The organism is Rhodococcus sp. 077-4 (assembly GCF_047782425.1).
Lineage (GTDB): Bacteria > Actinomycetota > Actinomycetes > Mycobacteriales > Mycobacteriaceae > Rhodococcoides.
In genome coordinates, this window is sequence record NZ_JAJPWC010000007.1 from 143,646 (window position 1) to 157,799 (window position 14,154).

Below are 14,154 nucleotides of genomic sequence, written 5' to 3' on the forward strand. Positions count from 1 at the left end.
TATCAGTCGTCCGAGTCGAGCTCGGCTGCCGGATCGGGTTTCGATCCGCGGTTCTTGGTGGAGCGGGTCGTTCTCGGGTCGGTATCCATGCTGTCACTGATCTCGTCGATCAGGTCCACACCCGGCAACAGCGGTGCCAGTTCGGGTAGATCGCCCAGCGATGCGAGCCCGAGCCGTTCGAGGAACAACTCGGTGGTGCAGTACATCGTGCCGTTCGTCTCCGGGTCCGTTCCTGCTTCGGAGATCAGTCCACGGGCGAGCAACGTACGCATCACTCCATCGACATTGACTCCTCGCACGGCGCTGACTCGCGCGCGGGTCAACGGTTGACGATAGGCGATCACGGCCAGGGTTTCCAATGCCGCGCGTGTGAGTTTGGACCGAGCGCCGTCCAGAAGCAGCCGTTCGACGTACGGCGCATAGGCGGTTCGGGTGTAGAAACGCCAGCCGTCACCGGCGTAGCGGAGGTCGATTCCGCTGGCGCGTTCGGTCAGTGCCGCGGCCATCGCCTTCAATGCGGCACGCACCCGGACCACCGACGCACCGACTGCGGAGGCGAGCTGCTCGTCCGAGGCCGGCGTGTCGACGATCAGCAACACAGCTTCGAGAGCCGACGCGAGGGTGGCGTCGTCGAGCTCGTCGGAATCGTCGACGTCCTCGAGCTCGAGTTCTGGGTCGGCACTCATGCGTAGTCCTCTTCCGTGACCACGATGGGCCCTTCGTCCTTACCGGTCCAACTCACTCGGAGGTCGCCGAGTGGCTCGGGTTGCTCGAATGCGATGACTTGTTGCCGGAACAGCTCCAGCAACGCCAGGAATCGCGCGATTATTTCGACCTGCACCTCGCAGTCCTGCACCAACTCCGAGAACGACGCCCACTCGTTCAGGCCGCGGCCCTGCAGATTCTCGAGCAACCACGCCGCCTGCTCGGGAATCGAAACCGCGTGCTGATGAATGTGATCGAGCCCCACCTGCGGAATCGGCTTGGGTCGAAAGGCCGCAGCGGCGATATCGGCGAACGTGGCCGGGTCGACGCCCAGCAGCACCTCGGGAATCAAGTCGGCGTACCTGTCCTCCACCGACACCGACCGCGGATAACGCCGCAACGCAGCAGCTTCCAGCTCTCCGAACAGCAGGGCGACCTGCTTGTAGGCGCGGTACTGAAGCAACCGCGCGAACAGTAGATCTCGGACTTCGAGCAGCGCCAGATCCTCGGCGTCCTCCACGTCACCCGATGGCAGCAACCGCGCCGCCTTGAGATCGAGCAGTGTCGCGGCAACGACGAGGAATTCGGTTGTCTGGTCGAGGCCGACATCGGCACCGAGTGACTTGGTAAACGAGATGAAATCGTCTGTGACGGTGTGCAACGCCACTTCGGTGACGTCCATGCGGTGCTGACTGATCAGCGACAGCAACAGATCGAACGGACCCTCGAAATTGAGCAACCGCACCCGGAATTTCGACGGATCCGCGTCGGCGGGAACCTCGATCGGGGCGTCGTCGGTGGCGTCGACGGTCACGGACCGGACCGGTAGATCACCTCGCGCGCGAGAGCGCGGTATGCCTGTGCGCCGCCGGATTTGGGAGCCCACGTGGTGATCGGTTCACCGGCCACACTGGTTTCCGGGAATCGAACGGTACGGGTGATCACCGTGTCGTAGACGACGTCGCCGAACACCTCGACCACCCGCGTCATCACCTCACGCGAGTGCAAGGTGCGGGCGTCGAACATCGTCACCACGATGCCGGCCAATTTGAGCCGAGGGTTGAGCCGATCGCGCACCTTCTCGACGGTGTCGTTGAGCAACGCGAGTCCGCGGAGGCTGAAGTACTCGCACTCCATGGGGATCAGCACCTCGTCGGCACACGTGAGCGCGTTGACCGTCAGCAGACCGAGGGACGGCTGGCAGTCGATGAGTACGTAGTCGTACCGATCGAGAATCGGATGCAGCACTCGCCCGAGGGTCTGCTCGCGGCCTACCTCGGTGACCAACTGAATCTCGGCCGCGGACAGGTCGATGTTGCTGGGCATCAGATCGAGGTTCTCGACGCGAGTCCGCATGATGATGTCGTCGGCGGACACCTTCGCTTCGACGAGCAGGTTGTAGACCGTCAGATCGAGCTCGTGATGTGCGACGCCCAATCCCGCGGAGAGTGCGCCCTGCGGGTCGAGGTCCACCAGGAGCACGCGGCGGCCGTAGCCGGCCAGCGACGCACCGAGATTGATGGTCGACGTCGTCTTGCCGACGCCACCCTTCTGGTTGCACATCGCGATGATCTTGGCCGGGCCGTGATTGGCCAACGGCTGCGGATCCGGGACGGGCCGAGTCTTTCGACCGGTGGGCCCGAGCTCGTTCGGAGCAGGAATGATGTCGCGTGTCTCCCGACTGGATTCCGGTTGACGCGTCTGGAACAGGGCGCCGTCGAGATGCGGATGATCCAGGCCTGACTCCGCCGCTGGCGGCTGCGGTGTCGACACGTTCCAGCGCTCCCCTGTCCCGTTCGTCTTCGAGTAGTTCACGCAAACGCTACCGCTTGACGCTCGCGCAATGTCATCGGACACGCTGACGCACGGTCGCAGGCATCGTGCTAGCGCGCCCGTGGATGCGCTCCCGCCCACACTTCGCGCAGCGTGTTGACGGTGACGAGAGTGTAGATCTGCGTCGTCGTCACCGAGGCATGACCCAACAGCTCCTGCACGACGCGAACGTCGGCACCGCCGTCGAGCAGGTGCGTCGCGAAGGAATGCCGCAGTACGTGCGGCGACACTCCTGCGGTGATTCCGGCTCGCTGGGCGGAGTCCTGGAGTACCTGCCACGCGCTCTGCCGCGACAGCCTGCCGCCCCGCACATTGAGGAACAGCGCGGGATTCGAGCGAGAGACAAGCCCCGGCCGGCCACGCACCAGGTAGGCGTCTACGGCCTCGATCGCGGGCCGTCCGACCGGAACGATGCGCTGTTTGCCGCCTTTGCCTCGCAGCAGCACCGAGCGGGACTCGCTGTCGATGTCGTCGACGTCGAGCCCGACTGCCTCGGATATACGAGCCCCGGTGGAATACAGCAGTTCCAGCAGCGCTCGACCCCGCAGTCCGCGCGGGGCGTCGGGACCCGCGACGGAGGCCGATTCGAGCAACGCAACGACCTGATCGACGGGCAGCGACTTGGGCAGTCGCTTCGCGGGCTGGGGCGGCTTGACCTCGCTTGCGACGTTGCGCTCGACCATGCCCTCCGCGAGCGCGAAGCGGTGCAGACCCCGCACCGCGATCAACGTCCGGGCCGCCGAACTCGCTGCGAGAGCGGGGAATTCGTCGTCGCCACGCCGCAGGGAGAGCACGAACTCGGTGATGTCGTTCTCGGCGACCTTCGCCAGATCGGTGATGCCGTAGCCACTCAGGAACCGCTCGTAGCGCACGAGATCACGACGATACGACGACACCGTGTTCGGTGCGGAACCGCGCTCGACCACCAGATGGTCGAGGTAGGTGCCGATCTGCTGGTCGATCACGGTGGCTACTTTCGTGAACTCTTCCGATTCTCGAATGCCGTCGGCAGATCCGTCCACGGGGCGTCGGCCGGGCGCAGTTCGGTACCGGCAGCGCGCGCCGCGGCGAACGCGAGAACGCCTGCGACCGCGGATGCGTTGACGATCTCTCCCGCCAGCGCGCGGCGGACGGCCTCGTCCATCGGCACGTAGGACAACTCGATGTCGGCTTCCTCGTCGTGCGCCTCGGGCCGATCGACCCGAGTCAGGCCCTGGGCGAGAAAGATTCGCACGGCCTCGTCCGTGAACCCGGGTGAGGCCAGCACGTCCACCAGCACCGACCACTTCTCGGCAGCGAGACCGGCTTCCTCGGCAAGCTCACGCTGAGCCGCCAGCACCGGCTGCTCCCCCGGCTCGTCCAACAGACCGGCAGGCAACTCCCACAGGCGACGACCGATGGGATGGCGGTACTGCTCGATCATCACCACACGATCCTGATCGTCGACGGCCAGAATCCCGACTGCGCCGTGATGCTCGATCACCTCGCGCTCGGCCTGACGGCCGTTCGGCATCGCGACCTGATCGAGCCGAAGCGCGAGAATCGCGCCGGAGTACGCCGCCGTCGAGTCGAGTGTCGTGAACTCGTGCCGAGGCTCGCTCATCCGACGGTCTCGGCGGCGGCGTCCGCCTCCTCCGTCTGGGCGGTGTCTCCATGCACGTCGACCGGAAGACGCTCCGCTGCCTTGTACTTCAGAGCCGCACTGATCAACGACGCGAACAGCGGATGCGGGCGGGTAGGCCGGCTCTTGAGCTCCGGGTGCGCCTGCGTGGCAACGAAGAACGGGTGCACCGAGGCAGGCAGCTCGACGAACTCGACCAGGTGGCCGTCCGGAGAAGTACCGCTGAACACCAAGCCGCTCTTGGCAATTCGATCCCGGTAGACGTTGTTGACCTCGTAGCGATGACGGTGACGCTCCGAGACGGTCTCGGTGCCGTACGACGCTGCGACCACCGAACCCTTCTGCAGGGTCGCCGGGTAGGCACCGAGGCGCATGGTGCCACCGAGATCGGCATCACCGGCGACGGCGTCTTCCTGATCGGCCATCGTGGAGATCACCGGATCCTTGGTGTCCGGGTCGAACTCGGCGGAATTGGCGTCGGTCAGACCGACCGAACGAGCCGCCTCGATCACGACACATTGCAACCCCAGGCACAACCCCAACAACGGAATTTTGCGCGTACGAGCGAATTCGATGGCACCGAGCTTGCCCTCGATACCGCGGATACCGAAACCGCCGGGAATGAGCACGGCATCGACATCGCCCAGTGCGGCCTGCGCCCCCGCAGGCGTCGAGCACTCGTCGGACGGTACCCACTTGATCTCGACCTTCGCGCGATGAGCGAATCCGCCGGCGCGCAGCGCCTCGGTGACCGAGAGGTACGCGTCGGGCAGGTCCACGTACTTGCCGACCAGGCCGACGCGCACGGTTTCGCGCGGCTGGTGGACGCGCTCGAGCAGTCCGCCCCAGATGGTCCAGTCGACGTCGCGGAACGGCAGACCGAGCTGCCGGACGACGTACGCGTCCAGGCCCTCCTTGTGCAGGACCTTGGGAATGTCGTAGATCGACGGCGCGTCGGGTGTGGAGATGCAGCCGTCGACGTCGACGTCGCACATGAGCGCGATCTTGTTCTTCAGTCCCGGCGGCACGTCACGGTCGCACCGCAGGATCAACGCGTCGGGCTGAATACCGATGCTGCGCAGTGCCGCGACGGAGTGCTGGGTGGGCTTGGTCTTGAGCTCACCGGACGGGGCCAGGAACGGAACCAGCGACACGTGCAGGAAGAACACATTGTTGCGGCCGACGTCGTGGCGGACCTGACGCGCTGCTTCGAGGAAGGGCTGCGACTCGATATCGCCGACCGTGCCGCCGATTTCGGTGATCACCACGTCCGGCTGGTGCCCCTGCAGGTCCGGTCCGTTCATCGCCAGAATTCGACGCTTGATCTCGTCGGTGATGTGCGGGATCACCTGAACGGTGTCGCCCAAGTACTCGCCGCGGCGCTCCTTGGCGATGACCGTCGAATAGACCTGGCCGGTGGTGACATTGGCGAAGCCGGACAGATCGCGGTCGAGGAAACGCTCGTAGTGTCCGACGTCGAGGTCGGTCTCGGAACCGTCCTCGGTGACGAAGACCTCACCGTGCTGGAACGGATTCATCGTGCCGGGATCGACATTGAGGTAGGGATCGAGCTTCTGCATGGTCACGCGGAGTCCGCGTGCAGTCAGTAGCTGGCCGAGGCTGGACGCCGTCAGACCTTTTCCGAGCGAGGATGCAACGCCCCCGCTGACGAAAATGTGCTTGGTGTCGGAACGCGACTGAAGGCGTGACAATGAGGCTCCCGTGACGAGTCTGCAGGGCTTGCTCCTATCAGGGGGCTGATAAGAGAGGTACAGCGTGGAAATTGGGCCTGCTACCCACGGGACTTCACGGTAACACCAGTACCTACCTCACCGCCAACGACACGCGTGTTCGGCGTGCCGATCAGCTCGCAGGCGCTCCGACGGTCACCGCATTCGCGTTGGCTCCGGTGCCGTAGCGGCCCGATGCCCCGTCCAGCTGCTCCGCGAGGGCGAGAACAGTGGTGATGCGTCCGGCTTCACGGTCGACGTTGTCGACCGTGCTGAGCGCGGAGGACAGCGCCGAATCGGCTCGTACGACGGCGATCGATCCGTTGCCTTCGGAGGCGGCGGATCGACCCGCGAGCACGGCACCTGCGCCGCGCGAATCGAGGGCACCTGCGAAGCGCGCCACGATGGCACCGCGATTGCCGTCCTCGACGTCCGAGGTACCGGCACCGGTGACGACCACTGCCAGCTGAGCGGGGGCGACGGCACCGTTGTCGTAGGCGATGAATCCGCCGCTGCGCAGCGTTTCGAGCGCGAGCGAGAGCTCCTCGGGAGTCGACTGCGGCTGCGCGGTCTGCGCGTTGAGCAACAGCACCGAACCCAGCAGGTCGCCCGCCAGGCTTCCCTGATCCACCGCACCGGTGCGCAACTGCACACCGGCCGGGATGACATTGGTCAGGCGGGTACGCAGGTCGTCACCGTTGGCTGCAGAAACGAAGGCATCGGTGAGCGATACCCGCCCGGTGACGGTGGCACCCGATGCTCCGATGGACCGCGTGACTCCGTCGACATCACCGGGATCTGCATCGGGGGTGGTGATGACCACAACACTGCGGTCGACCAACGTATCTCGCAGAACCCGCCCCGATACCGCGGACTCGAAACCGTCGGCCGAGTTGAGCTGCTCACCGAGCTGATTGTTGGTCGCCTGCAGATCGTCGACTTGATTCTGCAAGCCGGTCTTGTCGTCCCGAAGACCCGAGACCAACCCACTCGAGAGCAGACCCGAACCGAGCACGATGCCGATGGCCAGTGCAACGAAGACCGCAGCCAGCGAAATGGCATGTTGGCGAAGCGAAATCACGAAAGCAACCCCTGGAACCACAGAGCGAACCGGTTCCACAGATCGATTGCCCAGTCCAACGCTTCACCGCCGATGTTGGACACGGCCAACGCCACGATCACAGCAACGAGCGCGGCCAGGATCAGCAGAGCGATCGCGCCACCGGACACGCGGCTGCGATAGAGCGTCGCCACGGCTTTCGCGTCGACCAGCTTGGCACCGACCTTGAGTCGAGTCATGAACGCGGCGGGGTTCGTGTTGCGTCGACCACGATCGAAGAACTCGTCGAGGCTGGCCGGGCTACCGACCGACACGATCAGCGAGGCCCCGTGATGATCGGCCAGCAACAGGGCGAGGTCGGCAGCGGCACCGGTCGCCGGGAACGTCATGGCACCGATGCCGAGGTCCTGAATGCGTTCCAGTCCTTGAGCATGGCCGTCAGAATCCGCCGGAAGGACCACCTCTGCACCACATTTGAGGGTCTGAGCCGTGACGTCCTCGGGATCGCCGACGATGAGATCGGGTCGATGACCCGCCTTCATCGCAGTGTCGGCCCCTGCGCCGACGCCGATGATGACGGGTGAGTACTCCTTGATGAACGGCTTGAGGTTCTTCAGATCCTCGGCGTGACCGGGACCGTCGGCCACGATCACCACGTGGCGACCCTTGAGATCGATGTCGATGTCCGGGACGCCGACGCCATCGATGAGCAACGGACTCTCGGTTCGGATGAACTCGATCGTGTTGCCCGAGAACGCTTCCAGGTGGTCGACGAGACCGGTCTTGGCCTCGATCATCTTGTCGGAGATCTCGGCTTCGCTCTGCTCGTCACCTTTGGCCAGACGACGATCGCCGGTGTAGACGCCGCCGTCGTTGAGGCGAATCTTGGTGCCGTCCTTGATCTTCTTGAAGATCTCGGTGCCGGCCGAGTCGATCAAGGTGATCCCGTTGGCCACGATGACCTCGGGACCCAGATTGGGATAGCGCCCGGAGATCGACGGCGACGCGTTGACGACCGCGAGCACCCCCGCCTCGACGAGCGCATCTGCGGTCAGTCGATCCAGATCCAGCTCGTCGAGCACGACGATGTCGCCGGGGCCGACCCGCTTGAGCAGCTTGGCCGTGTTCCGATCGACGCGCGCGATCCCGGTGAGTCCGGGCAGCGAATCCTGACTACGTGAGAGCAGAGCCGGCATCTTCATGTGGACCATGATGACCCGATCGACACGCCCGGCGACGGAGGCGCGCCGAAACAACTACCACACTGATCACATCAGCACCAAAAGTTACAGAGCGGCTCGATCGGCGTTCGCAGTGGCCAGCAGCTCCTCGGCGTGTGCGCGACCGGTCTCCGTGTCGTCCAGACCCGCGAGCATTCTCGCGAGCTCGACGACCCGCTCCGACGACGTCAGCGTCCGAACGCCGCTGTTGGCCGCACCCTTCTTCGCATCGGTCTTGTCGACCACCAGATGTGTGTCGGCGAACGCTGCGACCTGCGGCAAGTGAGTGACGACGATGACCTGATGGGTGCGAGCCAACCGGCCGAGCCTGCGCCCCACCTCGACGGCAGCGCGACCGCCCACTCCGGCGTCGACCTCGTCGAACACCATCGTCGCGCCCTTGTCCGAGCCCGCCAACACCACCTCGAGCGCCAACATCACCCGCGAGAGCTCACCGCCCGACGCACTCTTGCTGATGGGAAGGGCCTGGGCGCCGTCGTGCGCAGACAGGCGAAACTCCACCTCGTCGACGCCATTGCTCCCCGCATGCAGTTCGGCACCGTCGACGACGATCGGAGCCGTGTCGGACGGTCCGGCAGGCAAGGCCCGAACATCGATCTGCAGCTTGGCTTTTCCCATCGCCAGCCCCGCCAGCTCGACGCTGACAGCCTTCGAGAGCTTCACGGCCGCCTTCGCCCGAGCCGCACTGAGCTTCGACGCGGCCGCCGCGACGTCGACCGCGGCCGCGTCGACCTTGGCGCTCAACTCGGCGAGAGCATCGGCCGAGGTGTCGATGTGCGAGAGGCGCTCACGGGCCTCATCCGCCCAGGCGATGACCCCGTCGACATCGGCGGCGTACTTCCGCGTCAACGACTTCAGCTCGGCCTGTCGATTCAGGATCGCGTCGAGCGCACCCGGATCGGACGGCAGATCCGTCAGATAGGAGGTGAGATCTGCGCCGATGTCACCCACGATCGCCATCGCGTCGTTCAGTCGCGGTAGCAGCTCCGTCAGAGCTGCGTCGTCGGCATGTTCCAGGCGAGAACGCGCCTCGCCCAACAGGTACAGCGCGGATGTCGTGTCCGACGCCTCCTCGGAACTCCCGACGAGTGCGGCCGACGCACCTTCTGCGGTCTCACGCAGCGAATCGAGATCGCCCAGCCGACGCACGTCCTCGGCGACGGAACGATCCTCGCCCGGCTCCGGTGCGAGAGAGTCGATCTCCTGCAGGCCGAACTGGAGACGGTCGGCTTCCTGCGCCAGCTCGCGGCTGCGCTCGGTGCGGTCGATCAACTCGTTGCGAGCATCGAGCCACGTCTTGCGCGCAGTACGGTATTTGGAGACCAAGGACGCCACCGCATCGCCGGCGAACCTGTCCAGGGCGGCGAGTTGCTGATCGGGGCGCAGCAATCGCAGCTGATCGTTCTGACCGTGCACCGTCAGCAACGAGTCCGTGAAGTTCGACAGCACCGACGCGGGCACACTGCGCCCACCGAGATGCGCGCGCGAACGGCCGTCCGAGTTGACGGTACGCACGGCGATGATCGAATTGTCCTCGTCGCGTTGCCCTCCCGAGGATTCGAGTACCTTCTCGACATCGTCGATCACCTGCTCCGATGCGGTATCGGTACTGAATCGCCCCTCGACCACCGCGCGCTGCGCGCCGAGCCGAACCCGGCCTGCGTCGGCTCGGGCACCGGAGAGCAAGTGCAGGCTGGTCACGACCATGGTCTTACCGGCACCCGTTTCGCCGGTGAGTACCGTGAGCCCCTCGTGAAACTGTGCGCTGGCACCGGAAATGACTCCGAGGCTGTCGATCCGAATTTCTTCGAGCATCCCTACCTCGCTCTCCCCCGCCACCCGGTCACGGGCAGTTCGAATTTCTTGACCATGCGATCGGCGAACGGTGCCGAATCGAGTCGAACCCACTTGATCGGTGACGCGCCCCGTACGACCTCGACGCGGGCACCGGCCGGCAGGCTCAATGTGCGCCTGCCATCGCAGAACACGAAACCCGCGTGCCCACCGGCATCGATCTCGACGGCCACGATCGACTCGGGACTGGTGACGAGCGGCCGCGCGAACAACGCGTGTGCGTTGCTCGGAATGACCAGTATGGCTTCGAGTTCCGGCCACACCACAGGCCCACCGGCCGAGAACGCGTAGGCGGTCGAACCTGTAGGCGTGGAGACGAGAACGCCGTCGCAGCCGAATGCGGACACCGGTCGACCATCGACCTCGAGCACCACCTCGAGCACTCCGAGCCTCGACCCGTTCTCGATGCTCGCTTCGTTCAGAGCCCACCCGCGATCGACCACCTGGTCGCCGACGCGAATCGCGATGTCCAGCGTCATACGTTGCTCGATGCGGTAGTCCCCGGCGATGACGCTGGCCAGGGCACCTTCGAGATGGTCGGCTTCGGCCTCGGCGAGAAACCCGACGTGACCGAGGTTGATGCCGAGAACCGGAATGGACGCTGCTTGCGCGAGTTCGGCTGCGCGCAAGAAGGTCCCGTCACCGCCGAGAACGAGGACCATCTCGCAGCCGGCAGCCGCGTCGGGTCCGAACTCGACGACGTTGAGCTTCATGTCCGCGACGAACACGTGGTCGTGTTCCTCCGTGTCGGAGGCCTCGATCTTGGAGGGCTCGACCTCGTCCACGAGTACCCGTAGGCAGATCCCGGCTTCGTCGAACACCTTGCCCACGCGGCGCGCAGTTTCGGCGATGTCCGGTCGACCAGGATGGGCGACGAGAAGAATTTCTCGAGTCGACTCCAGTTCCGGTGCTGCATGGGACGGAGTCACTGTGGTCCTTCCTCGATCGCGAGCCGGACGAGTTCCGTGATGTCGGCGCGCGGCGAATCCTCGCCTGCACCTGCCCTCAGCCACAGAAAGTACTCGACATTGCCCGACGGGCCCGGCAGTGGGCTTGCTGCCACCGCCCGGACCGTGAGGTCCAAGCCGACGGCTGCGGTGGCGACATCCTCGACGGCCTCGGCCCGCAGCGCCGGATCTCTCACCACTCCGCCGGCACCCACCCGATCCTTGCCGACCTCGAACTGTGGTTTGACCATCAACACCATGTTGGTGCCCGGCTTCGAGCACGCGACGAATGCGGGTAGAACGAGCTTCAGCGAGATGAACGACAGGTCGGCGACAATCACGTCGACCGGTCCACCGATCGTCTCGGCGTCGATCGACCTGACGTTGGTGCGGTCGATGACGTGAACTCGATCGTCGGATTGCAGACGCCATACGAGCTGGCCGTATCCGACATCCACGGCAACCACCTCACGCACTCCTCGACTGAGAAGAACGTCGGTGAACCCACCGGTGGACGCACCGGCGTCCAGGCAACGAGCGTGTTCGACGGTCAAGCCGAGGGGCTCGAAAGCGTCGAGGGCGCCGAGCAACTTGTGCGCGCCGCGGGAGGCCCACGAGACTTCGTTGTGCTCTTCTGCCACCAACAGCGGAGTGCCCGGCTCCACTGCGGTCGCAGGCTTGGACGCCACAGTGCCGGCAATCTTCACCCGGCCTGCGTCGATCAACTCCGACGCGTGCTCGCGTGATCTTGCCAGTCCCCGACGAACCAGTTCGGCGTCGACGCGTGCCCGACGAGCCACGTCAGGTCTTGTCGACGGTGGTCAGGGCGCGCACCAGAACCTCGTGCGCCCGGTCCAGCAGACTTGCGTCGCGAGCCAAGGCGTCGGAGTCCACGACCTCCGGTTCTTCGTCGACAGTCGAGCCGATGGTGAGCTGATTCAGCAGCGACGAGACCTCGGCGCGAATAGTCTCCGGATCTGCCGACGGCTCATCACCGGCGCCGCTGGGCCGGTGTTGTCCTGGGAGTGGGATCGACGTGCTCATCACCTCTCACGCTATCGGATGGGTACGACGACCGCCCGATCGCCGCCGCTCTTCAGCACCCGAGAAGCGAACGCACATCGCCGAGGAGATCACCCTCGAACCGAACGTCCGAGAACTCGGAGCCGGACCACGCGACATGCAGTACCGCGAGCGCACCCTCGAACGGGTCGGGCTCGACGTCGCCGTCGTACCGCACCGAGAGCACACCGTTGTCGATACCAACCGCCCAACCGTCCTTGGCACCGACGCTGGAGGCGATCTCCTCCTTGTTCAACACGCCGAGATCCGGGCCGATATGGGTGGGGCGCAGATGCCGGGGAGCGTGCAGCAACTCGGCAGCCGTGCTCACACCGGTCAACACCAGCAGCGACGGCAGATCGGTCTCGTTGGCCCCCGCGATGTCGGTGTCGAGCCGATCGCCGACGACCAGCGCCGAGTGCGCACCGCTGCGCTCGATGGCGTCGTGCATGATCGGCGAGGCCGGCTTGCCGGCCACGATCGGCTCGATGTCGGTGGCGTTGCGAACAGCTGCGACCATCGAGCCGTTGCCGAGAACGAGTCCGCGCTCGGTAGGCAAGGTGGCGTCGATGTTGGTGGCCACCCAGAGAGCGCCCGCTCGGATGGCGAGTACTGCCTCGGCAAGCATTCTCCAGCCCGTATCGACCGAGTGACCCTGCACCACGGCGACGGGATCATCGTCCGCAGACCGGACCGGCTTCAGCCCGACCTTGGTGATCTCCTTCGCCAGTGCGTCGGTACCGACGACGAGCACCCGTGCACCTGGATCCAGCCTCTCCGCGAGCACCCGGGCTGCGGCCTCGGAACTGGTGACGACGAATTCCGCGGTGGTATCGAAGCCGAGACTGCGGAGGTGTTCGGCGACGTCCTCGGGTGCCCGGCTGGCATTGTTGGTGACGAAGTACTGTTTTTCGGAGCCACCCGAAAGCGCTTCTACTGCACCGGGAATGGGGTCTTTACCGGCATAGACGGTGCCGTCGAGGTCGAGCAGCAGAACGTCGTGGGCGTCACGCAGCAACGTCACTGACTGCCTCCGGACAGCTCCTCGACCCGCTCTTCTGCGTCGGTCTCGCCATCGACATCGGCCGCGGCAGCATTGAGGAACCACTTCACACCTTCGTCGACGCGACCAGCTGCAACCAGCGCATCGGCGTAGACGTAGAACAACCGAGCGGCCGCGGTTCCCGACCGCGACGCATCGAGATCAGGGGTTTGCAGCGTGACGACGGCCTGGTCGTACTGATTCAGATCCATTCGGGCACCTGCCACTACGATTCGCAGTTCCGACGCTTCCTCACCGGTGAGCTCACGAGCCTCGTCGCTTCGACCGAGTTCGATAGCCCGCTCGGGGCGTCCGAGTCCGCGTTCGCAGTCGGCCATCACCGCGATCAGGCCCGGTCCGCCCGCCATGCGCCGAGCGGCGCGAAGCTCGGACAATGCCTCGGCCCACTCCCCCGCGTGATAGGCCGCGATGCCTGCGGTCTCACGGACGACAGCGATGCGGCCGGCACGTTGACGAGCAGCGCGCGCGTGCAGCAGCGCCAACTGCGGGTCGTCGTCGAGCAGTCTGCTGGTCATCACGAGGTGACGAGCCACAGCGGTCGCGTTGTTCTTGTCCAAGCTCAACAGATCTCGACGCACCGCGGGCTCTAGCTGCCCGGCCTCGACCTCGTCGGGAAGATCTGGCTCGTCGGGACGCGGTGGTCGACGGTCGGACGGTGCGCTGTTTCCGCGGCGATCTCCGGAGAAACCGCCTTCACCGCCACGCCTGCGGGGAGGACCGTCCGAACGACGCGGGTCGCCGCGACGGTCCTGAGCGCGAGGGTTGCGATCTCGGGATTCGCTCGGGCGGTTGCCGCCGTCCCCTCGGGAGGGGCGACGATCGTTGTTGTCTTCCGACACGGACGTCCTTTCGGATTTCGAGTACAAAACGCAAAAAGGGGACCCACCAAGTGGGTCCCCTTCTTACAACGGGTGTTCGGCGGTGTCCTACTCTCCCACACCCTGTCGAGTGCAGTACCATCGGCGCTGGAGGGCTTAGCTTCCGGGTTCGGAATGGGACCGGGCGTTTCCCCTCCGCTATGGCCGCCGTAACTCTGCG

The 14,154-nt window shown here is 65.4% G+C and carries 14 protein-coding genes and 1 rRNA gene; all 15 read right to left on the reverse strand.

Going from position 1 to position 14,154, the window contains the following annotated elements; all coding sequences use genetic code 11:
* Positions 1-2: 2 nt before the first annotated feature.
* Positions 3-686, reverse strand: a complete 684-nt coding sequence (scpB, locus tag ACNEOT_RS24400) for an SMC-Scp complex subunit ScpB (RefSeq protein ID WP_415977294.1) — start codon at positions 684-686, stop codon at positions 3-5.
* On the reverse strand, positions 683-1,519 hold the full coding sequence (locus ACNEOT_RS24405; protein ID WP_415977295.1) for a segregation and condensation protein A: 837 nt from the start codon (positions 1,517-1,519) through the stop codon (positions 683-685). The genes scpB and ACNEOT_RS24405 overlap by 4 nt, the downstream gene beginning before the upstream one ends.
* The gene (locus ACNEOT_RS24410; protein WP_415977296.1) at positions 1,516-2,478 is read right to left on the reverse strand and encodes a ParA family protein; all 963 of its coding nucleotides are present in this window, start codon (positions 2,476-2,478) and stop codon (positions 1,516-1,518) included. Before ACNEOT_RS24410 ends, ACNEOT_RS24405 begins: the two co-directional genes overlap by 4 nt.
* Positions 2,479-2,588: 110 nt before the next feature.
* Positions 2,589-3,503: a site-specific tyrosine recombinase XerD gene (xerD, locus tag ACNEOT_RS24415; RefSeq protein ID WP_415977297.1), complete on the reverse strand. Its 915-nt coding sequence runs from the start codon at positions 3,501-3,503 to the stop codon at positions 2,589-2,591.
* A gap of 5 nt (positions 3,504-3,508) precedes the next feature.
* Positions 3,509-4,141 carry an NUDIX domain-containing protein gene (locus ACNEOT_RS24420; protein ID WP_415977298.1) on the reverse strand — a complete coding sequence of 211 codons (633 nt, stop codon included), beginning with the start codon at positions 4,139-4,141 and terminating at the stop codon, positions 3,509-3,511.
* Positions 4,138-5,871, reverse strand: a complete 1,734-nt coding sequence (locus tag ACNEOT_RS24425; protein ID WP_415977300.1) for a CTP synthase — start codon at positions 5,869-5,871, stop codon at positions 4,138-4,140. Before ACNEOT_RS24425 ends, ACNEOT_RS24420 begins: the two co-directional genes overlap by 4 nt.
* Before the next feature lie 151 nt (positions 5,872-6,022).
* Complete coding sequence (locus ACNEOT_RS24430) at positions 6,023-6,970, reverse strand: copper transporter (RefSeq protein WP_415977301.1); 948 nt, start codon at positions 6,968-6,970, stop codon at positions 6,023-6,025.
* Complete coding sequence (gene steA, locus ACNEOT_RS24435) at positions 6,967-8,151, reverse strand: putative cytokinetic ring protein SteA (protein WP_415977302.1); 1,185 nt, start codon at positions 8,149-8,151, stop codon at positions 6,967-6,969. Before steA ends, ACNEOT_RS24430 begins: the two co-directional genes overlap by 4 nt.
* Positions 8,152-8,235: 84 nt before the next feature.
* On the reverse strand, positions 8,236-10,005 hold the full coding sequence (gene recN / locus ACNEOT_RS24440; RefSeq protein ID WP_415977303.1) for a DNA repair protein RecN: 1,770 nt from the start codon (positions 10,003-10,005) through the stop codon (positions 8,236-8,238).
* A 2-nt stretch (positions 10,006-10,007) separates the two neighbouring features.
* Positions 10,008-10,973, reverse strand: a complete 966-nt coding sequence (locus ACNEOT_RS24445) for an NAD kinase (protein ID WP_415977304.1) — start codon at positions 10,971-10,973, stop codon at positions 10,008-10,010.
* Positions 10,970-11,791, reverse strand: a complete 822-nt coding sequence (locus tag ACNEOT_RS24450) for a TlyA family RNA methyltransferase (RefSeq protein WP_415977306.1) — start codon at positions 11,789-11,791, stop codon at positions 10,970-10,972. Before ACNEOT_RS24450 ends, ACNEOT_RS24445 begins: the two co-directional genes overlap by 4 nt.
* Position 11,792: 1 nt before the next feature.
* Complete coding sequence (locus ACNEOT_RS24455; protein ID WP_415977307.1) at positions 11,793-12,035, reverse strand: hypothetical protein; 243 nt, start codon at positions 12,033-12,035, stop codon at positions 11,793-11,795.
* 52 nt (positions 12,036-12,087) lie between these two features.
* Positions 12,088-13,077 carry an HAD-IIA family hydrolase gene (locus ACNEOT_RS24460; protein ID WP_415977309.1) on the reverse strand — a complete coding sequence of 330 codons (990 nt, stop codon included), beginning with the start codon at positions 13,075-13,077 and terminating at the stop codon, positions 12,088-12,090.
* A complete protein-coding gene (locus ACNEOT_RS24465; RefSeq protein ID WP_415977310.1) occupies positions 13,074-13,955 on the reverse strand; it encodes a hypothetical protein in 882 nt (293 codons plus the stop codon). Before ACNEOT_RS24465 ends, ACNEOT_RS24460 begins: the two co-directional genes overlap by 4 nt.
* A 74-nt stretch (positions 13,956-14,029) precedes the next feature.
* Positions 14,030-14,146, reverse strand: a 5S ribosomal RNA gene (gene rrf, locus ACNEOT_RS24470).
* Positions 14,147-14,154: the final 8 nt, after the last annotated feature.

What these genes read in the sequence shown, in the direction of transcription:
- recN (WP_415977303.1), bottom strand. Translation starts at nt 10,005, where the DNA reads ATGCTCGAAGAAATTCGGATCGACAGCCTCGGAGTCATTTCCGGTGCC.
- ACNEOT_RS24420 (WP_415977298.1), bottom strand. Translation starts at nt 4,141, where the DNA reads ATGAGCGAGCCTCGGCACGAGTTCACGACACTCGACTCGACGGCGGCG.
- ACNEOT_RS24455 (WP_415977307.1), bottom strand. Translation starts at nt 12,035, where the DNA reads ATGAGCACGTCGATCCCACTCCCAGGACAACACCGGCCCAGCGGCGCC.
- scpB (WP_415977294.1), bottom strand. Translation starts at nt 686, where the DNA reads ATGAGTGCCGACCCAGAACTCGAGCTCGAGGACGTCGACGATTCCGAC.
- steA (WP_415977302.1), bottom strand. Translation starts at nt 8,151, where the DNA reads ATGAAGATGCCGGCTCTGCTCTCACGTAGTCAGGATTCGCTGCCCGGA.